This window comes from Fodinibius sp., from assembly GCF_034521915.1.
Taxonomy (GTDB): Bacteria; Bacteroidota; Rhodothermia; order Balneolales; family Balneolaceae; genus Fodinibius.
Map to the genome: position 1 here is coordinate 56,323 of NZ_JAXHLU010000009.1, position 21,163 is coordinate 77,485.

General features: G+C 41.5%; 20 protein-coding genes. 7 read left to right on the top strand and 13 right to left on the bottom strand.

Features of this window, described 5'->3' with window-relative positions:
- Positions 1–2: 2 nt before the first annotated feature.
- A complete protein-coding gene (gene argS, locus U5J89_RS06755) occupies positions 3–1,643 on the top strand; it encodes an arginine--tRNA ligase (RefSeq protein WP_322574843.1) in 1,641 nt (546 codons plus the stop codon).
- 387 nt (positions 1,644–2,030) lie between these two features.
- Here argS and serA read toward each other — a convergent pair whose 3' ends face one another.
- From serA to dnaN, 4 genes are all read right to left on the bottom strand, one after another.
- On the bottom strand, positions 2,031–3,260 hold the full coding sequence (gene serA / locus U5J89_RS06760; protein ID WP_322574844.1) for a phosphoglycerate dehydrogenase: 1,230 nt from the start codon (positions 3,258–3,260) through the stop codon (positions 2,031–2,033).
- 172 nt (positions 3,261–3,432) lie between these two features.
- Positions 3,433–4,239, bottom strand: a complete 807-nt coding sequence (locus U5J89_RS06765; RefSeq protein WP_322574845.1) for a class I SAM-dependent methyltransferase — start codon at positions 4,237–4,239, stop codon at positions 3,433–3,435.
- A gap of 85 nt (positions 4,240–4,324) precedes the next feature.
- The gene (locus U5J89_RS06770; protein ID WP_322574846.1) at positions 4,325–5,131 is read right to left on the bottom strand and encodes an SAM-dependent chlorinase/fluorinase; all 807 of its coding nucleotides are present in this window, start codon (positions 5,129–5,131) and stop codon (positions 4,325–4,327) included.
- On the bottom strand, positions 5,124–6,239 hold the full coding sequence (dnaN, locus tag U5J89_RS06775) for a DNA polymerase III subunit beta (RefSeq protein ID WP_322574847.1): 1,116 nt from the start codon (positions 6,237–6,239) through the stop codon (positions 5,124–5,126). Before dnaN ends, U5J89_RS06770 begins: the two co-directional genes overlap by 8 nt.
- Positions 6,240–6,481: 242 nt before the next feature.
- Between dnaN and miaA the strand changes: the two genes are divergently transcribed.
- The 6 genes from miaA to U5J89_RS06805 are packed head-to-tail and all read left to right on the top strand — an operon-like array spanning position 6,482 to position 9,914.
- Positions 6,482–7,411 carry a tRNA (adenosine(37)-N6)-dimethylallyltransferase MiaA gene (miaA, locus tag U5J89_RS06780; RefSeq protein ID WP_322574848.1) on the top strand — a complete coding sequence of 310 codons (930 nt, stop codon included), beginning with the start codon at positions 6,482–6,484 and terminating at the stop codon, positions 7,409–7,411.
- 37 nt (positions 7,412–7,448) lie between these two features.
- Complete coding sequence (gene purS / locus U5J89_RS06785) at positions 7,449–7,697, top strand: phosphoribosylformylglycinamidine synthase subunit PurS (RefSeq protein WP_322574849.1); 249 nt, start codon at positions 7,449–7,451, stop codon at positions 7,695–7,697.
- A gap of 12 nt (positions 7,698–7,709) precedes the next feature.
- Positions 7,710–8,048 (top strand): ATP-dependent Clp protease adaptor ClpS, encoded by a 339-nt coding sequence (locus U5J89_RS06790; protein ID WP_322574850.1) that lies wholly within the window; start codon positions 7,710–7,712, stop codon positions 8,046–8,048.
- Between the two features lie 3 nt (positions 8,049–8,051).
- Positions 8,052–8,753, top strand: coding sequence for a phosphoribosylformylglycinamidine synthase subunit PurQ (gene purQ / locus U5J89_RS06795; protein ID WP_322574851.1), 702 nt, complete (start codon positions 8,052–8,054; stop codon positions 8,751–8,753).
- An 18-nt stretch (positions 8,754–8,771) separates the two neighbouring features.
- Positions 8,772–9,539 carry an LPS export ABC transporter ATP-binding protein gene (gene lptB, locus U5J89_RS06800; RefSeq protein ID WP_322574852.1) on the top strand — a complete coding sequence of 256 codons (768 nt, stop codon included), beginning with the start codon at positions 8,772–8,774 and terminating at the stop codon, positions 9,537–9,539.
- Positions 9,540–9,581: 42 nt separating this feature from the next.
- Positions 9,582–9,914 carry a rhodanese-like domain-containing protein gene (locus tag U5J89_RS06805; protein WP_322574853.1) on the top strand — a complete coding sequence of 111 codons (333 nt, stop codon included), beginning with the start codon at positions 9,582–9,584 and terminating at the stop codon, positions 9,912–9,914.
- On the opposite strand, the gene rho is transcribed toward U5J89_RS06805, so the two are convergent.
- From rho to U5J89_RS06850, 9 genes are all read right to left on the bottom strand, one after another.
- A complete protein-coding gene (gene rho / locus U5J89_RS06810; protein ID WP_322574854.1) occupies positions 9,911–11,107 on the bottom strand; it encodes a transcription termination factor Rho in 1,197 nt (398 codons plus the stop codon). The genes U5J89_RS06805 and rho overlap by 4 nt on opposite strands.
- Positions 11,108–11,289: 182 nt before the next feature.
- Positions 11,290–12,627, bottom strand: coding sequence for a hypothetical protein (locus U5J89_RS06815; RefSeq protein ID WP_322574855.1), 1,338 nt, complete (start codon positions 12,625–12,627; stop codon positions 11,290–11,292).
- 58 nt (positions 12,628–12,685) lie between these two features.
- Positions 12,686–13,981 (bottom strand): hypothetical protein, encoded by a 1,296-nt coding sequence (locus U5J89_RS06820; RefSeq protein WP_322574856.1) that lies wholly within the window; start codon positions 13,979–13,981, stop codon positions 12,686–12,688.
- A gap of 2 nt (positions 13,982–13,983) precedes the next feature.
- Complete coding sequence (locus U5J89_RS06825) at positions 13,984–15,246, bottom strand: hypothetical protein (protein WP_322574857.1); 1,263 nt, start codon at positions 15,244–15,246, stop codon at positions 13,984–13,986.
- Between the two features lie 18 nt (positions 15,247–15,264).
- On the bottom strand, positions 15,265–16,083 hold the full coding sequence (locus tag U5J89_RS06830; protein WP_322574858.1) for a glycogen/starch synthase: 819 nt from the start codon (positions 16,081–16,083) through the stop codon (positions 15,265–15,267).
- 36 nt (positions 16,084–16,119) lie between these two features.
- Positions 16,120–16,938 (bottom strand): phosphosulfolactate synthase, encoded by an 819-nt coding sequence (locus U5J89_RS06835; RefSeq protein ID WP_322574859.1) that lies wholly within the window; start codon positions 16,936–16,938, stop codon positions 16,120–16,122.
- A 130-nt stretch (positions 16,939–17,068) separates the two neighbouring features.
- Positions 17,069–18,934, bottom strand: a complete 1,866-nt coding sequence (gene glgB, locus U5J89_RS06840) for a 1,4-alpha-glucan branching protein GlgB (protein ID WP_322574860.1) — start codon at positions 18,932–18,934, stop codon at positions 17,069–17,071.
- Between the two features lie 190 nt (positions 18,935–19,124).
- On the bottom strand, positions 19,125–20,336 hold the full coding sequence (locus U5J89_RS06845; protein ID WP_322574861.1) for a murein transglycosylase domain-containing protein: 1,212 nt from the start codon (positions 20,334–20,336) through the stop codon (positions 19,125–19,127).
- Positions 20,337–20,489: 153 nt separating this feature from the next.
- Entirely contained in the window at positions 20,490–21,080 is a 591-nt protein-coding gene (locus tag U5J89_RS06850; RefSeq protein ID WP_322574862.1) for an LPP20 family lipoprotein, read from the bottom strand.
- Positions 21,081–21,163: the final 83 nt, after the last annotated feature.

Below are 21,163 nucleotides of genomic sequence, written 5' to 3' on the forward strand. Positions count from 1 at the left end.
TCATGAAGGATTACCTGCGTTCTATTATCAACAATTCGCTGCAACAGTTTGATCTCAGCGAAGACGACATCCCCGAAATTCAGATCGAAAAACCCAATCAGCCCGAGCATGGCGATGCGGCCTCTAACATAGCAATGAACCTGGCCAGCGTGCTCAAGATGAATCCGCGCAAGATTGCCGAGCAAATTGTAGAGGGACTTAAATACGATAATCAAAAAATCCAATCTGTAGAAATTGCCGGTCCCGGCTTCATCAATTTTCGATATGCCGAGAACTACCTTTTTGATGAACTGGCCGTTATTCTTAGCAAGGGCTCAACTTTTGGAAAGTCTGATTCCTTAAAAGGTAAGCGCATTCTTATAGAATTTGTGAGTGCCAATCCCACAGGACCGCTTACTGTTGGTCATGGTCGTAATGCCGTATTGGGAGATACCGTTGCCAATCTACTGGAATGGATCGGCGCCGAAGTAGATCGTGAATATTACTTTAACAACGCCGGCCGACAAATGCGCAAGCTTGGTGAAAGCGTCCGGGCACGTTATCTACAGCTGTTAGATAAAAAAGCCGAGTTACCGGAGGATGGTTATGAGGGCGAATACATTAAAGACATTGCCCAAAAACTTATTGATGAACATGGCGATAATCTCATTGAGACAAAAGAAGTTGATCCTTTTAAGGATAAAGCCGAGCAACTCATCTTCGATGATATTCAAGCTACGCTACAGCGTATGAATATTGAAATGGATTCGTTCTTTAACGAAAAAGAAGTTTATGAAGATGGCTCTATTAAACAAACAGTAGAAAAGCTTCGCGAGAAAGATTTAGCCTATGACAAAGATGGAGCCACTTGGTTTCGCACAACGGAGTTTGGCAAAGATCAGGATACTGTACTTATCAAAAGTACCGGCGAACCGACCTACCGCCTGCCCGACATTGCCTATCATGCCAATAAGCTCGATCGCGGCTATGATCAATGCATTGACGTATTTGGCGCCGATCACATTGATACTTATCCCGATGTTCTTTCCGGTATTCAGGCACTGGGCTACGATCGCAGCAAAGTAGATGTTATTGTTTACCAGTTTGTAACGCTTGTCAAAGACGGAAAGCCCTTCAAAATGAGTACCCGTAAAGCCAATTTTATTACTCTTGATGAGCTGATGGATGAAGTGGGTGCTGATGTTACGCGCTTCTTCTTTGAGATGCGCGATCCGAATACACATCTCGAGTTTGATGTTGGCCAAGCTAAAGAAGCGGGTGAAAAAAATCCCGTTTTCTACCTGCAGTATGCACATGCCCGTATACACAGCATCTTGCGAAAAGTAGAGCAAGAATACACCTTTAATATTAAAAATAAACCCAAATTGGAGCTACTTACTCATGAGTCAGAAACAGCGCTCATCAAAAGCCTGCTTCGGTTTCCCGAGATGATTCAAAGTGCTGCTGACAGTCGTGAGCCACATCGGCTCATCAATTACCTTGAAGACCTGGCTTCGGCTTTTACCTCCTTCTACCACGACTGCCGCATTCTGGGCGAAGAGAAAGAACTTGTCCAGGCTCGCTCGGCACTGGCCAAAGCAACAGCCCAAGTGCTGGCCAATGGTTTGGGAATTCTTGGCATTAGCGCACCGGAACAAATGTGATTTCAAGATACAAAATCTCGGGATGCAGGATTCTTGATGCAAGTTTCAGGATGCAAGATGCAGGTTACAGAGAATTCAATGAGATAAGATTGGTAACCTTATAGGCACCTACCCTCATCTCTAAATACCTTCTTAGTTTTACTTCTCTCATCCAAGATAGTTTCCCACGGATAAATCTGTGGTCTAAATGGTTCTATAAAACTCACTTAAGTGAGCTTCCTGGGTTTGCAAGTTAGACTGATGATTTATCTTCCAGAGTTAAGGAATAATTAAATGATCCAGAGGCAGCGCCATCGGGGTATCTTAACAAGACTCTAAAATTCCGACCCAAAAGGGCGGGAAATTATACTACCTACTTATTAAAATATGCCAATTACAGTAGGGACTTTAATACAAGACCCGAAAACGGATGGTGCCCTCCACATTTTTTAGCTCATCAATTATTTTTTTGTTGTAGTCAGTATCAATATCGGTAATAACATAACCCACCGTATTATTCGTTTGGAGGTACTGCCCATCAATATTGATGTCGTACCGAGCCAGAATATTGTTAATGGTGGCCATAATATTCGGCTTGTTGGCATGAATGTGCAGAAACCGGTGGGAGTCCTCAAAGCCAGGCAGCTTCAAATTAGGTAGATTTACACTGCCCGAGGTATTACCGGTATTAATGAAATCCATAATTTTATGGGGCACAAAATTTCCGATATGCTCCTGGGCCTCCATCGTGCTGCCACCAATATGCGGAGTAAGAATAGTGTTGCGTGCCCCGGCCATCACATCTTCAAAAGGTTCGTCATTGGTTTTAGGCTCTTCGGGATATACGTCGATGCCGGCGCCTAAAATACGTTTGGAATCGATGGCCTCGCGCAGGGCTTGGGTATCCACTACCTTGCCTCGGGCCAAGTTTAGAAAAATAGCCTCATCGTGCAGCCAGCTCAGTTCTTCTTCGCCAATGATTCCCTTGTTAGACGGACGTCCATCCACATGTACGCTCACAATATCAACAGTTTTAAACAGCTCTTCCATAGAAGCGGTACGGGTGGCATTGCCAAGGGGCATCTTGTCTTCCAGATCGTAATAATACACGTCCAGCCCCATAGCTTCGCCCAATACACTCAGCTGGCTACCAATGTTGCCGTATCCCAAAATACCCAGCTTTTTACCACGGAGTTCATGGCTATATTTAGCCGACTTTTGCCATTGACCTTGATGCATAGCCATTATTTTATCGGGTAAATTGCGAATAAGAAGTACCATTTCGGCAATAGCCAGCTCTACTACACTCCGTGTGTTGCTATATGGCGCATTAAAAACAGCAACACCGTTCTTAGATGCAGCATCTAAATCAATCTGGTTAGTGCCAATACAAAAGGCTCCAATACACAGCAGGTTTGGGGCGCTGTCAATAACCGATTTCGTCATATCTGTTTTCGAGCGAATGCCAATAATTTGGGTGCGCTCCAGGGCCTCGTGCAACTCCTCTTCCGACATTGACGAGGTCTGATATGTCACATTGTAGCCCTCCTCTTCGAATAGCTTTACAGCATCTTTATGGACGCCTTCGAGTAGTAAAACATTAATCTTATGCTTAGGATACGATAATTCTTTTGTCATGGTTTTATCTTCTTAACACTACTGTCTTTTAAAAAGTTAATATAATTAGATAACATATCTTAGCTAGAAAGAGGGAATGTAACTAAATTAATTCGAGGCCAAAAAAATTTAGATGCAACGCTTTTTGTTTTTACAGAAAACCATTTTAGCAGCCCCGCAATTTTAACTTTACTCAGGCAGGAAGCAGCTTTGTAAAGCAAACAATACCTTTTGTAAACTGTTCAGCAATCGAAAACCCGGCACGATCAAACATTTGATTACTTTCATCCACCGTCCAAAATGATAAACCACCCAAACCGGCAGAATCCTGTAATAGGCGAATATACCACGTCGGTGATTTCACTAAATGCATCATAAAAAAAGTACCATCCTTTTTAATTACGCGCCGAGCCTCATACAATACTTTTATCGGATCGGTAAGCTCATTAAGTGTCCCACCCATCATCAGCCCGTCAAACGTTGCTCCAAAGAAGGGAAGGTATCGTGCATCAGCTCGAAGCAAATAGAGATCTACATGTTCGGTCTCCCCCTTTAAGCGTGCTTCCTCAAGCATTTGTCGAGAAAAATCGAGGGCTACCACATCACATTGGGGCTGCTCCTTTTTAACCAACCGACCGTAAAGTGCCGTTGAGCAACCAATATCCATATATAGTTTATTGGCTTGAGGATTAAGCCAGTCGATAAGAAGCTCTTGCTCTTTTTGAATGGGGAACTCTTCTCCAGTTAAGATAGAAAGCGATCGTTTTCGCCAGATATCTTCATAAACAGCAGCGGTTAACTTCCAATGATTTGAGCTTTGTGCCCAGGTCATTTCTGATGACTCATCCCCCAATAAATCGATTACATTTCCGTCAATTTCATATTCATCCCCTTTATTCGAACAAATAGTTCCATTAAAGTTTTTCTGCAGATCAGCAACTTCTGAAGGGATTGTTATGGACGCGCGCTCATATTTGGGAGACCGGATTTCAAGAGACATAGTGGATTATAACCGTTAATATTCAAGATATGATACTTGCGTATTCAATCTTACTCAAAGTAATACGCAAACAATTAGATAGGTGTTACAATTCTTGTTGACTCTCTTTTTGAAGAATCAATGAAATTTGAGCTCCCTTTTGAACACTCAACATTTCTTCGGCATTTCCTTTATTGATCCCAACTTCAAGCATCCCAGAACTACCTATATAGGCCACCGGCTCACCTTCGGTAACTTCACCAAAGGTTTTTTCAATCTCATCAAGAATAGTATTTCCCACATAGATGCGTACGTTTTTATCCCCAATAACTTCTTCCAACAGTTCTTCTGAAATATTAGTTATCAGATTGCCGAATTTATCTATATGAATAACCATACCCTCTAATCCGTCCTTGTCGGCAATGGGCACGGTCCAACGATAGCTAACCAAATCCTCAGCCGGATCTCCAAGCTCTTCTAACGCTACGCCCTGACTTAAGTGAGCAGCAACAGGAGCAAATATATCACGACCGTGAAAGGTATTTGAAGGATCGTCTCTCCAATACTCTTCGTTTGTCAACCGAACAGCTTTATAATCAACATCCGTGGCAAGAAGGGAAAAAATACCATTGTCGGGACCAACAAAATATTGGTCCGCCATTTTCAGGGCAATCGCATCACGGTCTGTTCCCACCCCCGGATCAACAACAACGGTATGTACCGTTCCCTTTGGAAAAAGCATAGCCGAATTTTTCAGGATCCAAGAGCCGGCCATAATATCCTGCGAGGGGATCTCATGGGATATGTCAACCAACCGAACATCTGGTGCGATATTCAGCATGGCAGCTTTCATGGCACCCACATAGTAATCCTGCAGACCGAAATCTGTGGTAAGAGTAATCACATTACGCATAGGTATTAAGCATCACCGGCATAACAAGCATCAGAATGCGCTCGTTTTCTTCCTCTTCTGATGGTTTTACAATTCCAGCCCTGTTGGGAGTAGAAAATTCAAAATAGACCTCCTCATCATCAACATTTCCTAATACATCAGCCAGATATTTAGCATTAAAGCCAATCTCCATTTCTTCGTCGCTGTATTCGCAGGCAATCGTTTCTTTTGCCTCGCTGCTCATATCAATATCCTCAGCCCTAATAGTTAGCTGATCGGAATTGAGCTGCAAGCGAATTTGTCGTGTTGTTGAACTCGAGAAAATAGCCACACGCTTCACCGTAGCCAGCATCTGCTCTTTGTTGATAATCAGCGTCTTTTCATTGTCTTTGGGAATAACCGACTCGTAATTAGGATATTGCTCGTTTATAAGCCGTGTAATTACAATTGTATTTCCACTTTTAAATCGGGCGTGATCTTCAGTAATGGTAAGCGCACACTCTTCATCGTGCAGCGCCTTCTTCACCAAGTTTAACGCCTTTTCGGGTACAATAAAATCAACCTCTTTATCGCTGGTGAGATCTTCTTTGATATACTTTACCAAACGGTGTCCATCGGTAGCTACAAACTTGCTTTCTTCCGGTCCGATATCAAAATAAACGCCCATCATAGCGGGACGCAGATCATCATTGGAAACAGCAAAAAGCGTTTTATCAATCGCTGTAGTAATTACTCCCTTATCGGTTTCAAGGGTATGTCCCTCGTCAAGGTTGGGAACCTCGGGAAACTCATCGGGATCCTCACCCACAAGCTTATAGGTTCCCTTGTCCGTTCGAAACTTAATATTGAATTTTTCATCTACCTGAAAAGAAACGGGAATATCCGGCAACTGTCTCAGGGTTTCTATCAAACGATGAGCAGGAATTGCCACCGCACCACCTTCGTCAATATCGGCATTCATCGATTCAAGGATAGAAATTTCGAGATCCGTAGCGGTAAGGCGCAGCTTATCTCCATCGCTTTCAAACAAAATAGTTTCAAGAATAGGAAGTGTCGCCTTATTCGGCACCGCCCCTGATACAGCGGATAATGCTTTTACCAGTTCACTGCTTGATACGTTGAATTTCATAAATAATTATTTTTAGGCTAAGCGTTCGACAGACCTCAATTATTAGTCTGAATAATAAGTACCATATACTAATAAATACTTGCTCTCTTAGCAACCATTTAACCCATGCTTTCTACTACTAATTTTATGACGCTTTACCCCTATCAATTCTACTAGACAGGATATACACATCCTCCAAAAATGGATGGAATTTTCCTTATATTTTGTCTCGTAAAAATTTGAGTTAAGTGATTCCGTATAACGTGCAGATACTTTTATTGGGACCTACTGCCGTAGGCAAAACCGCTCTCTCAATTGAGCTGGCCCAAGCACTCGATGCCGAAATTATATCTACCGATTCCAGGCAATGTTATAAATACATGAATATCGGCACTGCTACCCCTACCGAAAAAGAGCAATCGGGTATACCGCACTACAATTTATCTATCATCGATCCCGCCACTAAAGACAGTGTCGTCCATTTTTATGAGCGGGCTATGGAGTGGAAAAACGACATACAGTCGCGTGGCAAAAACGTATTATATGTTGGCGGAAGTACTTTGCACGTGCAATGTGTTATCCAACCGCTGGATGATGTCCCCGAGTCTAACGAAAAAAACATTGCTAAACTTGAGAAACAGATCGAAAACGAGGGCATCAAAAAGCTATATCAAAAACTACAAGAGGTTGATCCCGATTACGCACAAAATATGGACGGGATGAATACCCAGCGTATTGTTCGCGCTCTCGATGTATGGATGCAAACCGGCCACCCGTTTAGCTCTTTTCATTCTGATAACGATACGATATCTGTTCCCGAAGACATGATGGTTTTTGGATTACATCGCGATCGCCAAAAACTATACGACCGAATAAACCACAGGGTAGATCAGATGTTTGAACAAGGATTTCTGGACGAAGTTCGCACAATTCTTGATATGGGATATACGTTGGAAGATCCGGGCTTAAACACGGTTGGATATAAAGAAGCGATTGCTTATTTGAATGATGAAATATCCCGAGAACAGATGATTAATGACATGAAAACCCAAACCCGACGCTATGCCAAGCGGCAGCTTTCGTGGTTTCGGCGTTGGGATTTTATTAACTGGATCGACCTGGATCAAAAAAACAAATCTGAGGCTCGTAATTTTATCCAGTCGCAGTTAGCAGCTAAGGCAAATAAAGATTAACTTTACCCTCATTGAAACCGCATAATTTTACACAAGCATGTATAAGGCTACCGTAAACGTTACACTTCGTAAATCAATTCTTGACCCGCAAGGCAAAGCAGCGCATAATGCGCTAAAAAATCTTGGCCTAAATGAGGTTAACCAAGTTCGTATTGGCAAACTAATTGAGCTCGATATTGATGCTGATAACAAAGAAGAGGCACACAAAGTTGCCGAAACAGCGTGTTCGAAATTACTTGCCAACGAGGTTATGGAAGACTTTGAAATCGAGATTCACGAAAACTAATTAGCTATAGCTATGAACCATCTGCCTTTTAGCTCATTAGGATCTGATTCGGGTGCCCAGGAAGAGGAAGCTCCCGATATCGATGTTGACGTTCTCGAAAAGGAAGAAGAGGACGAGGAGGAAAAGTCTCCCTGGAGAGTAATCCTCTATGACGATGACATTCATACATTTGACGAAGTTATCGGCCAGCTCATTAAAGCCCTCGGATGCACCCAGGATCACGCCGAAGAGTTAACATACAAAGTACATAACGAGGGTAAGGCCGAAGTCTACGAAGGCAGCTTTGAAGATTGTTTTGAAGTCAACGGCGTGCTCAAAGAAATTCAACTTGTCACCGAAATAAAAGGATAAACTGTGTCTGCTACATTTGGCGTAATTGTATTTCCCGGCTCTAACTGCGATCACGATGCGTACCATGCCATGGCTCATGTCATGAACGCTGAAACGAAATTCCTATGGCATAAAGATACCGATCTTTCGGATATCGATTTTTTGTTGATACCCGGCGGATTTTCGTACGGAGATTATCTCCGCTCTGGTGCCATTGCCCGTTTTTCACCTATCATGCAATCAGTTATTGAATTTGCTGAAAAGGGCGGCCCCGTACTGGGTATCTGCAACGGATTTCAGATCCTGCTGGAGGCCGGACTCCTGCCCGGAGCGATGCTACACAATAAGGATTTACGTTTCGTTTGCAAGCAAACACATCTGCGCTGCGAAACATCTGATACGCTCTTCACCCGAAATATTGAGGAGGGTAGCGTTCTGCAGATTCCCGTAGCTCACGGCGAGGGAAATTACTTTACGGATAAAGATCAATTAAAAAAGCTTCAGGATAACGATCAGATTGTCTTTCGCTATTGTGATTCCCAAGGTAATGTTACCGACGAAGCCAACTTTAACGGATCTGTCGATAACATCGCCGGAATTTGTAATACCCGGCGTAATATTCTTGGAATGATGCCTCATCCCGAACGTGCCGTAGAACAACTTATTGGGTCTGATGACGGTAAGCGTATTTTTGAATCTGTTCTGAATGAACTCGCTGTTGCATAAACCGGCAACAATTATTTTATGTCCAAACAATCATCCAACAAAACGCTTTACAGCCGTGGGCTTACCAAAAGTTATAAAAAGCGTACGGTTGTTTCGGATGTATCCATCGATGTAACACAGGGAGAAATTGTTGGGCTTCTTGGGCCAAACGGAGCGGGAAAAACAACAACCTTTTACATGTTTGTCGGATTAGTAACCCCCGATAGCGGTGAAATTTTTCTGGATGACAAGAACCTCACGGGCATGCCGATGTATAAACGAGCTCGTCTTGGGGTTGGCTATCTCTCTCAAGAGGCGAGCGTATTCCGCAACTTAACCGTCCGGGAGAATCTCGAATCCATTCTCCAATTCTTTGACTTTACTAACCAGGAAATTAATGAACGTGTTGAACAGCTAATAGAAGAATTTGGATTGGAACGCGTGGTAGACAGCAAAGGATACAGCCTGTCGGGCGGAGAGCGGCGCCGAACCGAGATCGCCCGGGCCCTTGTCACTGATCCGAAATTTATCCTCTTAGACGAGCCTTTTGCCGGCGTTGATCCCATTGCCGTTGAAGATATTCAAGAAATTGTAGCTGAACTTAAATACCGTAATATCGGTATTTTTATTACTGATCATAACGTACACGAAACCCTTGCAATTACTGATCGAGCTTACCTATTGTTTGAAGGCAACATTCTAAAGGAAGGAACAGCTGATGAACTGGCTGAAGATGAAGAAGCTAAACGGCTCTATCTCGGGAATCAGTTTAAGCTGGATCGCTACGGGCGACAACAAGAAGAGTGACACGACTTAATTTTAAATCCCAAAAATTACGAACTTAATAGAATGGATGAGATTACTGTTCAATCACTAAAAGAAAAAATTGATGATGATCAGAATAACTTTCTCCTTTTGGATGTTCGTGAACCTTTCGAGCAATATCAGTCTAAGATTGATATTGAAAACTCTGTATTAATACCTGTCGGTGAACTAAAAGACAGAATTGATGAGCTTGAAGATCACAAAGATAATGAGATCATCTGTCTTTGCCGCAGCGGTGGACGAAGTGCCCAGGCATGCGAGTTTCTGCAAGAGAAAGGTTTTGAGAATGTAAAGAATCTTAAAGGCGGTATTAACAAATGGGCACGGGAAATTGATAACAGCCTACCCGTTTATTAAACCATTGCCGCAATCTGATTGAGCAGCTCCTCGTTGCTATCGGTATTTCCTAGTACTTTTAGCAGACTCTGCATCGATTCTTTCGGTGATTTCTTGAGCAGATAACGGCGTACCATATTCCGCTCTTCCATAGAATCCTCAATGAACTTGTCTTCATTTCGAGTTCCCGATGCGCTAATATTTATAGCGGGATAAATACGATCGTTTGCAAGCTCACGGTCAAGCACAACCTCCATATTACCAGTTCCTTTAAACTCCTCAAAAATAAGATCGTCCATTCGGGAATTGGTCTCAATAAGACAGGTGGCAATTATTGTTAACGATCCGCCCCCCTCAATTTTCCGGGCCGAACCGAATATCTTCTTAGGAATTTCAAGTGCACGTATATCCAATCCACCCGAAAGAGTACGTCCACTGCTTTCCTGAATATTATTATAGGCTCGACCTAACCGCGTTAGAGAATCAATAAGCAAGACCGCATCATCCCCCATTTCAGCCTTGCGTTTAACATACCCAAGAGCCAATTCGGTAATTCTTATATGACTGTCGGTCGGTTTATCATTTGAAGAGGCGAAAACTTCTGCATCTGTTGATCTGAGGAAATCGGTAACCTCTTCGGGGCGCTCATCCACCAATAATATACCGGTACTAATATCCGGATGATTTTTAGTTAGTGATTCAGCAATTTTTTTCAAAAGCACTGTTTTACCGGTTCGTGGCGGCGCTACAAGCAAACCACGCTGTCCTTTACCAATAGGAGCAATTAAATCCATCACTCTCATCTCAATATCATCGGGATCAACACCCAGCTCAATATGCTCATTAGGCATAATGGGAGTCTGCAACTCAAAACGGGTAGCCCGCTGCCACTCCATAGGGTCACGTCCATTTATCTTCTCAATGGAATAAATATGGCGATGTCCTCTTTCATCCTCTTCGTACTCACCTTCAATTTCCAGCCCGGGGCGGAGGTTATGTTTTTTTACCTCATTGGGTCTTAGAAATGGGTCACTCGGTTCATAGCTGAATTCATGGTCTTTTTCCCGAGCAAATCCGTAATTCTTTTCATTAATTTCGACTACGCCTTTATATCGACCGGCTACTTCCACATTTTTATTATCATTAAATCGAGGCACAAAAACATTCTTATTTTTGTTGCGACCGCGATTTTTATTATTTCGTGAACGTCCCATTACATCCAATAGTTTACTTATTACCTACGTATCTGTTTTTATAAAAATCCAAGCTATTAACACAGAGGGCAGGAATGTGATTGTGATTTAAGAATTGAGAGGTGAAAAAAGCAGTACAGCTCAATAGGCTGTACTGCCAAATCGAATAGATAAAGATAATAATCTTTACCGTTATTTAAAACTTATCGAACCGTTGTTGTTTCATTGATCCAGCCATAGCACTTCATCAAGGAAGAATCAATTTTGAAGCTTTCGCCTTCCTCCAAAGGTGGTTTCCAGAAAAATTTCTCTGACTTTGTAGGAATTACCGGTTTATAAGCCTGATACTTTCGATCCACTTCATTAGCCGCATTAGGATCGACTTGCTCAGCTTTATCCAAATAGTCTAATACTAACCAGTAAACAGCTTTATCTTCGGGCGTAAGCTTTCGATCACTCGAGCATTGACTTACCGCTCGAGCATAAATATCAGCAATCTGGATATAAGGATCGCCCCAGTTATTGCTATAATCAATGGCCTGACGAGCAAAACTGCGCGCACTTTGCAATTGATCTTGGTTTAGATATGCATCAGAGATATTTAAGGCTATATCAGCCTTTTCTTTGTCAGTTGATGCCTTATCCATCGCTTCCTTAAAATACTTGATGGACGTATTGTAATTGGCATTATTTTTAGAAGCTTCAGCTACAGCCATTGTATTTTCGAAATTGGGATTTAAATCATACAGCTTTTGACTTACTTCTCGTGCTTTTGCAGCCATATCCTGGTTTTGATATACCTCCCGCAACTTCGTTAACACTTCTTCATCCTTGGGATTGTTTTTCAATTCACTTTCTAAAAAAGCAATTTGCTCCTCCGGTGAATCGAATAGGTCTTCTCTTATATCACTAAAAGAATTCAACAATTTCTCAGAAGCATGCGGCTCTGCTTTTTTCATCACAGCTAAAGCTGCATCTTTTTTACCGGCAGAAGAAAACTCATTAAGTATTCTTTGTATGTAATATCCTTTCGCTCTTTTGGTCAGCTCCTCCGGTTTCAGCTGAAAAGCCTTATAATAATCTTCTGCGGCACGCATCGGAGCATTCTCAACGAGATCAGAATGAGTTTGAAGCATTCGGCCTCTTTTTATATACCAGTCATATTTTGCATCTGTATCGTCTGAGAATTTTTCAAATGCCCGGTCAAAAATTAAAAGAGCCGTATCAACATACGCTTCCTTAAGAGTAGGATCTTGTTTTTTCTTAGCTACTTCACTATAAGCGGTAGTAAGTCGATCGATTTGCCGCTTAAGCTCAAATCGAGAATACCCTTCAATGGTTTCTGGCATGGCTTGCCACATCCAGCGGCCGAACTTAATAGCCTCTTCAAAAGAGTCATTCTTATAATTCTCATAAAAAATTGAATAAGCTTGTATCTCACTCATTCCACTCGGTGGCTGAACAGGAGATTGTTCGGACTGCGCCAACGACCAGCTACTACCTAAAAAGATAAAAGCAGTTATTAATATTAACTTTTTCATAATGCTGACATTTTACTGTATGGTTCAAGTTGTAAACTAATACTAAAGCAATTTATTGTTATTGAAGCTTTGGACGGAAAAACATTACTTCAGCTAAATTAAGTGTCAATCGTACTCCCCAAATATTTTCTTGCACCAAATTTGAAGTTTGAGTGCCTCTTATTCCATATTCAACACTTAAATCAATGGAGGAGTTAGATCGTGGCGATCGGATACCAATTCCAAATGCAAACTTTAGTGTATTAATTCGTTGCCCATCAATATCCAGATGGCCTGTATCATAAGAAGCTCCCGCCCGATACTTAAAATTAGATAAAAAATTCGTTGATCCTGTAACATAAGGAAAATACTGTACTCCCAAACCCATTTTATAGCGGTCTACAAACATCTGATTTTCAGAGGGTTTGAAGTCATTTTCATATCCCGACCAGCCCTCATAAAGCCCTTCAAGACCTATCATCCACATATTACTGGGGCTGTAGCTTACTCCGCCACTAACTTTCGTTGGTAGTTTAATAGGACCGTCGGCATTTTGCAAATTCTTAGTCAAGGTTACGGCTCCATTATCTATAATACCCGTTTGTTTTCGCTCTGCATTAAGCTCAACAGGAAGATTAATAGTCGCTCCAATCCCCAGCTGGTCATCCTCTCGTAAGAGATTAGGTAATCGGATAAACGTTCCTACACGATGTCCAAAACTGTGTCCGCTCGTTTCAATATTGAAGTTTACATTACGATAAGGAGATTGTGGAAAACGGGCCACATAAGAATCATCCATTGAAAGAAAATACAGAGATGCGGCATAACCAACAGAGATGTTGGAATTAATTCTCCAGCCAAGACCCAACTCAGCCCTATTTAATCCACCACTGCCGCGGTTTTCAAGATTAAAATCAATTGTTTCTCCCTGAAAATTATCTCCAATTGTTAGTGTTTTCTGCTCGAAGGTGCGGAATTTTGCCTCTGTTACCGGAGTAAAAGAACCTGAAACTCCCAATTCTCCTCGAATGATGGGGAGTTGAAGTTGAAACTGACCAACCGAAAAATTTGAGTTCGTAACACTTCCTGTTCCATCGCTGGCACTATAGGAATCTATCCCAATCTCTCCTACGCCAAGGCCGTATACGGTATTTCCCCAATGGGCGGGATTGGCAATAGTACCTACAAAAGTCTCATTAAAAGAAACTCCCAGCAGTCCCATCGACTGTGCTGCCGAATTACTTGTAGATAATGGATAACCAATACCTATTTGGGAATAAACGGATCCACTTGTAGCCTTAGCATCACCTGATTGGGCAAATGCTACAGAAGTTCCAAAAACCAGTAGTAATACTATAAGAGCTAACTTTTTCAACGCTAATTCTTAATATTTTTTAAAGAGGTAATTATAATTTTAGGCTTCAGTCCGTCAGGAACCTGATCATCATCTGTCATTATAAGAGTAGATTTTATAACACCGTCATTTGGAAGAGTTATAAAAAACTCTCGATCTTCCGGAAATCCATTTCTTATAATATTTTCGACCAGTCTTGTGACATCAAATCGAAACGTGCCGTTTTCAGCAGAATAGCTGCCTTGCAATCGCGTCGGATTATTTAATGGGGCACCGGGATCAATATTTTCGGGTAGTCCCTCGGGATTAGCCAAGTGTAAATATGCTACCTGTTCTTTTGCCCTTTGCGTAGTTGAAGGCTCTCCAACCAAACTTTGTTCCAATGCAGGAGTATTTTCATACAGTACCAATTCTGCTCGAGACAAGCCCGGGGGCTGAATATCTAATTCTTCAATCCCCAGGGATTTAAAATTAAGTACGCTTTCATACGTACTGTGCAACGGAATTGATATCTGTGGGATAGAGGAATTAGTACCCCTGTCTAAATAATATCCCCATCTATTTAACGGTACATCAAAAGTATCTGCCTCGGGATGCTGTATAAAAAAACGAGTTGAATCTCGGTAAAGCGGGATAATCTTTGCACTGTTTTGAGGAACTAGCGCCAACCCGTGAGCATCATACACATATGCAGAATCTACCGCCCCGGTAGTATCTTGTTTGGAGGAATCTGCATACATGCGATATTCATCCACCCACTGCGGTGCAATATCAGACAGATTAATCATCAGGGAATCTTCAGTTCCAACCGAAAACTCACCAAGTTTTTGTCCTAAGGATAGCTCATTATCAACCTTTAACACACGATCGCGCCAGAACTGATTAATTTGATATAAATCAAATTGTTGAGTACCGGCGGTATCTCCCGAAACCTGTTCGCTATTATACATGATCCGCAACAGCACTTCCCCTTCTTCCTTCAAAGTATCAGATGAAGCTGGCAGGTTGGGTTTTAAATAACCCGTAACGTCCATACTGCCAAATAGGGGATCATCAAAGCTACCGGCCGAAAAAAGATCCAGTTCACCGGAATACGATGTAGCATCTACAGAGGTTAAACCATTTATAATCAAGGTATCTTGCACTACTTCTGATGTGGGATCCGTAAGATCACCGCCAACAGAACCCGGATTTTCACAGGCACTGAGCCCTACCAAGACACCTAAAATTAATACTAAGTAAAATGACCTTGCTTGTTGAAAGGAAATTTGTATAAAATTTTGCAACGAGATACTGCTCTAAATTTATGATTCTTCCGTTTCTTCTTCAGTTCCGGCAATCTCATCGTAGTAGTTGGCAAACTTATCTGAAACATCTTCAGGCGATCCCTGAATTTTTCTTGCCTCAACACCCAGCTCTTCAAAAAGATCGTCTAATTCATCTGTTATATGATTGCCGGTAACAATATGATCGCTGTATTTTAAACCGAGGGTGCGTAAGTCAACGTTGTCCCCCTCAATAAGATTGTCTTTATCCACAGAATCGGGCAACCCGACCAGATCTAACAACTTTTTATTGAATATTCCGTTGTTTTCGGGATGATGGATGTTGTAAATCACTTTGGTATCCTTAAACAGATCCAGATCATTATATTTCTCTTTGGCAAGCAATGGAATTAACCCTGCTGCCCAATCGTGACAATGTATAATATCAGGCTCCCAACCCAATTTTGCTACCGTTTCCAAAACACCTTTACTGTAGAACACAATCCGTTCGTCGTTATCATCGTAGTGTTCATCTGTTTCCGGATTCATAAACATTGCCTTTCGCTCAAAGTAGGTATCATTGTCCAGGAAATATACCTGTAGCTTTGCATTGGGTATGCTTGCCACCTTGATACGCATATTTTCTATTTTTTCACCCACTTCGATCTCAATACCAGACAGACGAATTACCTCATGTAATCTATTTCTTCGATCATTAATCGTTCCATATTTAGGTAACAAAATACGAATTTCGTACCCCTTGTCTTGCAAGGATGCCGGTAAAAACCGGAGCAAATCAGCCGTATGTGTCATTCTGGCAAAAGGAGATATTTCAGCGGCAGCATATAATACTTTCATAGATAAATACTAATGAATTCGTTGTTTATTTATTGTTTATTCGTCGGACTCTTTTTTTTCCTGATCCGCATAGAGCTGACTCATCTCTTCGTCATCAAGTGAATAAAAATCAAAAAGCGTATCGCCTCGCAGTCCCAGACGCAGGGTTTCGACAGGAATTACTTCTGAAGGCTGTATATTGCCAAGATTTACATTACTTCCAAACTTACGAATAAACCAAACCTGTTGTTCTTTCTGAGGAGCCTCAAAAATCAGATTCTCTACAGGTACAGAATCTGCGATTTCATCAATAAGTCCGGATCGCACTTCACCATTGGGACGAAACACGCCCACTGTGCCACTCTCCCGAGCCTCACAGATAATTTTCCATGCGCCGGCTTCGAGCTCGCGCTCAATCATCTTAACCCATTTGTATGGCGGTATTATGTCATTGGGATTTTTACTCCCAATTTCCGACAAAATGGTAAAGTGTTTACTCATCTTCTGAATAATCTCCACCTTTCGCTTATCGGAAAGCCATATTGTGCCATTTGAGACCTCGGCATGCTCGATGTTGAAGCGATCTAACAACTCCATATAGGCATCAAGCTGATCACGCAGTACGTAAGCCTCAAAAAGTGTTCCTCCAAAATAAACCGGAATATCTGCATTGGAATATACAGCCAGCTTCTCTTCCAGATTCTGTGTTACGTAGCTGGTTCCCCAGCCGAGCTTTACGATGTCAATGTAATTGGAACAAGATTTGCAAAAATCTTCAACTTGTCGAACACTTAGACCCTTGTCTAAAACAAGCGTCATTCCTTTTTCTCGAGGTTTTTCGGTACGCTTTGGGAGGTGATTGAGCTTAAAAGCCATTGGATATTATAAATTTGACAAATTAAACGGACAAATATACTAAAATGGAGCCTGTTAATAAAATCTTTTAACAGCTTTATTCATATGAACCTGTCTGTAACAGCTACAGTATATGACATAAAGAAACGTGTTACGCAAGTTCACGTTCTGGCTTTAATACCAACGCCGAATAAGGTTCCATCCAAACGTGCTGTTCTTCTCCCAGGCCATAGTGGCCACCCTTATCTTTTCCCCCGTAATATTCCGATTCACTATTAAAAACGATTCGATATTGCTCTCCCTTGAAGGGACCAACCGAATAATCGGATATCTGTCGATCAGAAAAATTTAATATAAACAAAAGGTGATTGGCCGGATTCTTCGCTTTTCTCAAAAATGAAAATACCGAAGGCTGCTCTTTTCCCAAGGCTATCCACTCAAAACCATTGGGATCTTTATCCAGCTGGTGTAGCGATTCCTCCTGTTTGTACAATAAGTTTAAATCATCTACCAGCTTTTTAATCCCCTGGTGTCGCTTGTGATCCAGCAAGTGCCAATGGAGCGATCGATCCTCGGCCCACTCACTTGTCTCGGCAAATTCACCACCCATAAACATTAATTTTTTACCGGGATGCCCAAAAAAGTATGTAAACAACAAGCGCAGATTGGAAAACTGCTCACTTTCATTGCCTGTACTTTTCCAGACAAGGGGTTTTTTAAGATGTACAACCTCATCATGCGAAAAGGGCAGGGTGAAGTTTTCCGAATAGTTATACATCATCGGAAAGGTGATCTTGTTGGGATCGCTCTCACGTTCTGCCGGGCTCTTTTGAATGTATTCCAGCGTATCATTCATCCATCCCATATTCCACTTGTAATCAAAACCCAGCCCATCGTTATGGACCGGCGTGGTAACCCCGGGCCAGGAGGTGGATTCTTCAGCAAACGTAAGTATGCCCGGAAACTCACGATGAATCATGGTATTAAAATCTTTCAAAAACCGTATAGCCTCTAAATGTTCATTGCCGCCGTGTTTGTTGGGCGTCCATTCACCGGGCCCCTTAGAATAATCCAGATACAACATAGAAGCTACTGCATCTACACGCAGTCCATCTATATGATACTTATTGCACCAATAGTGTGCGTTAGATAATAAAAAGTTTCGCACGCCCTCTTTGCCGTAATCAAAAATATAGGTGCCCCAATCTTTCTGCTCTCTTTTTTTGGGATCCTCGTATTCATACAAGGGCGTACTATCAAACATTTGTAATCCCTGCTCATCCTTTGGGAAATGACCGGGAACCCAGTCCATTATCACACCAATACCGTTTTTATGACATTCATTTACGAAGTACATAAAATCTTTGGGATCACCCAGGCGACTCGTAGGAGCAAAATAACCCGTAATTTGGTATCCCCAGGATGGATCATAGGGATGTTCGGCAATCGGCATTAACTCGATGTGGGTAAACCCGCAATCCTTTACATAAGGAACCAGATCGTGCGCTAACTCCCGATAGCTCAAATATTCATCATTATTTTCCCCTTTTCTTTTCCATGATGCTAAATGTACTTCATATATTGATATAGGACGCTGAAATGATTGCCGCTGCTCCCGATTTTCCATCCAGTCTCTATCGTCCCATTTATAATCCAACAAATCGTACACCAGCGAAGCTGTTTTAGGGCGTACTTCCATAGCATAAGCATAAGGGTCTGATTTTAAAAAAGGAGGTGCGTCCCCTGCCGTTTTCAATTCATACTTGTATAAAGCCCAATGTTCAAGATTGGGGATAAAGGTTGTCCAAATACCCGTATCTTCATCCTTCTCCATAGGATGTTGTCTGCCATCCCAATTATTAAACTCTCCAACTACACTCACACTATAGGCATTCGGCGCCCAAACAGCGAAGTACACCCCTTCATCAGTAAAATGGGACCCCATAAAATTATAAGCTCCATGCTGATGACCCTCCTGCCAATACTGCTTATCTTTATTTGTTAAAATAGTGTTCAAAATTTTGAAATTAGGGTATTATCAAATTTCGAGTGATATAGTTAATGCAAAATAGACCAAATAACAACACCGGAATTTTTCCACACACGTAAATGGGCAAGCTATTCAAAAGTAAGCCAAGACTGGCCAAAACGCAGAAAGAAGAATAAAAGTTATAGCTTTCGTTTTAAAACAAAATTCAAAATTAACCCTACTCTTCTACCTTTCGTTTCCACTTGCTATATCTATCACGTTGGGTCGTAACCTTCTTGAGATAGTTTCTAGCCTCAGCATATTCCAGGTTTTCGCGCAGATGTTTGTAATTTTCTTCCGGTGACATGCTGTTAATTTTTGAAAACGCCTTCGATAAGTTCGTGTCGCCCGTATAGGCTACAGATACATTTCCGGCTCCCGTATTATATGCACAAATAATCAAATACTCCCGGGTTAGCTCATCCTCGGCACGATCAAAATAATTGGACTCCATAATATCGATAAAAGTCGTTCCCATCTGAATATTATTATCCGGTTGGAACAAAAATTCTTTAGTAGGAATACCATCTTTGTTAAAAATTCTCCGATAGGCATCACGTCCACCTGTGGTTGGTACCAACTGCATTAGCCCATACGCATTGGCATGTGAGGCGGCAGTAGGATTAAAATGAGACTCAACATGAATGATTGCGAATACAAGAGCCGGATCAATATCATGTTGGCTTGAGAACTTATAAATAAAATTCTCAACCTTTTCTGCTCTTTTTTGCATATGATCGTCCGCAAGCTGAAAATCTACATACACGACATAACGAGTCTCACCATCCTTACCTTTCACTTCTCTTGTTTTTGTGCTTTTTTCTGCGACCTCTTTGGCGTATTCATCCACAGGTTGTTCTTCAGGTTTATTCAGCTGGTCTGCTAAAACCGGCTCTTCTGTAATCTCTTTATTAGGTACATTCTCTGTTTCAAAGCCCTCTCTGGTTCCCTTGTAATTCATGGCCTCAGAAACCTTTTGGGGCATTCCCTTTTTAATCTTTTCAGCTTCTTCTTTACTCTCCGCAATTACCTCAACCTGACCAATTCCTTTTTCAAAATCCGTTGATATACGCAGATTACCGTTTTCTTTATATTCTACCCATTGCTTGTTGGAACGCTCTTTAAAGTCACCCCATTTTTGCAGCATCTTCCTTTTAAATGCTTTGTATTCCTTTTCAAATGCATCTCTATATTTTTCATAATCATCTTCAGAACTTGCTACACCATTCTCAATATTTTGCAAATATTTTTGATACCCCTCCTGGTACTGCTTTTTATAGTCTTCAAAGTTATCCTGTGCCCAAACAGATGAATTACTAATGCAGCATACTATTAATAAAATTCCAGTAAGATACCTTCCTAAGCAGGATATCCCTTTTTGCCTAAACATAATATTAATCCTCCCTGACATTGAAATTAATACAGCTAATACGGCTGGCAGTGTTATTTGCTCTATTGTCCTCTCTTCCAAAAAAAGAAATATCTCAACCCGGTTATCCCGGGTCGAGATATTTTAAGTCTCAATGGTTATTACTCTAACAAACTATTGCTCAGATGGCATATTACCATTTTTCATTTCCTCAATAGCCTTTTTCATTTCTTCAAAGCCCTTTTCTGCCTTGAATTTCGTATAAAGCTCTTCATCTTTAGATAGTGTATTTTCAAGTGCCTGGTTCAAAGCATTCGCTGCTTCTCCAACGGGTAATCGCACAAGCATAAGCACTTCATGCTTAGTATTATTATCTCGCTGATAAAACTTACTTCTATCAACATCTACACCGCGCAATGTTTGTTGTCCCACTGATTTAGATACATCAGTAAATACTTCACTGTAATTGCTGTTTGCTCCTGATGTTGTCTCTTCAGCAAAGTTTTTCTGCATGGCACTTATTTCAGACTCAATCTTAAGGGTAAGTGCTGCTCTTCCATTTTGCAACGCCTGCTTTCTCGCCATACTTCTTCGAGAAGAAGTTCCTTCTCCAATAGCATAGATATATTCGCTGTCGCTGGTGGGCGGATTAGTGTACCAGTTTGGCAAATCACTTCCTGAATTATCTGCTGCTGGCTCCGAACTGCTACAACCCATAACTAAAAATCCAGCTACTAAAAAAGTAAGTAGTATGCGTATTTTCATAATAATCCCCATTTATATTATTAGATGATGTAATTAAAATAGTCCATATTGATGAACTTTTGTTAAAATCCTATTCCATTAAT

What these genes read in the sequence shown, in the direction of transcription:
- argS (WP_322574843.1), top strand. Translation starts at nt 3, where the DNA reads ATGAAGGATTACCTGCGTTCTATTATCAACAATTCGCTGCAACAGTTT.
- serA (WP_322574844.1), bottom strand. Translation starts at nt 3,260, where the DNA reads ATGACAAAAGAATTATCGTATCCTAAGCATAAGATTAATGTTTTACTA.
- U5J89_RS06765 (WP_322574845.1), bottom strand. Translation starts at nt 4,239, where the DNA reads ATGTCTCTTGAAATCCGGTCTCCCAAATATGAGCGCGCGTCCATAACA.
- U5J89_RS06770 (WP_322574846.1), bottom strand. Translation starts at nt 5,131, where the DNA reads ATGCGTAATGTGATTACTCTTACCACAGATTTCGGTCTGCAGGATTAC.
- dnaN (WP_322574847.1), bottom strand. Translation starts at nt 6,239, where the DNA reads ATGAAATTCAACGTATCAAGCAGTGAACTGGTAAAAGCATTATCCGCT.
- purS (WP_322574849.1), top strand. Translation starts at nt 7,449, where the DNA reads ATGTATAAGGCTACCGTAAACGTTACACTTCGTAAATCAATTCTTGAC.
- U5J89_RS06790 (WP_322574850.1), top strand. Translation starts at nt 7,710, where the DNA reads ATGAACCATCTGCCTTTTAGCTCATTAGGATCTGATTCGGGTGCCCAG.
- lptB (WP_322574852.1), top strand. Translation starts at nt 8,772, where the DNA reads ATGTCCAAACAATCATCCAACAAAACGCTTTACAGCCGTGGGCTTACC.
- U5J89_RS06805 (WP_322574853.1), top strand. Translation starts at nt 9,582, where the DNA reads ATGGATGAGATTACTGTTCAATCACTAAAAGAAAAAATTGATGATGAT.
- rho (WP_322574854.1), bottom strand. Translation starts at nt 11,107, where the DNA reads ATGGGACGTTCACGAAATAATAAAAATCGCGGTCGCAACAAAAATAAG.
- U5J89_RS06815 (WP_322574855.1), bottom strand. Translation starts at nt 12,627, where the DNA reads ATGAAAAAGTTAATATTAATAACTGCTTTTATCTTTTTAGGTAGTAGC.
- U5J89_RS06830 (WP_322574858.1), bottom strand. Translation starts at nt 16,083, where the DNA reads ATGAAAGTATTATATGCTGCCGCTGAAATATCTCCTTTTGCCAGAATG.
- U5J89_RS06835 (WP_322574859.1), bottom strand. Translation starts at nt 16,938, where the DNA reads ATGGCTTTTAAGCTCAATCACCTCCCAAAGCGTACCGAAAAACCTCGA.
- U5J89_RS06845 (WP_322574861.1), bottom strand. Translation starts at nt 20,336, where the DNA reads ATGTTTAGGCAAAAAGGGATATCCTGCTTAGGAAGGTATCTTACTGGA.
- U5J89_RS06850 (WP_322574862.1), bottom strand. Translation starts at nt 21,080, where the DNA reads ATGAAAATACGCATACTACTTACTTTTTTAGTAGCTGGATTTTTAGTT.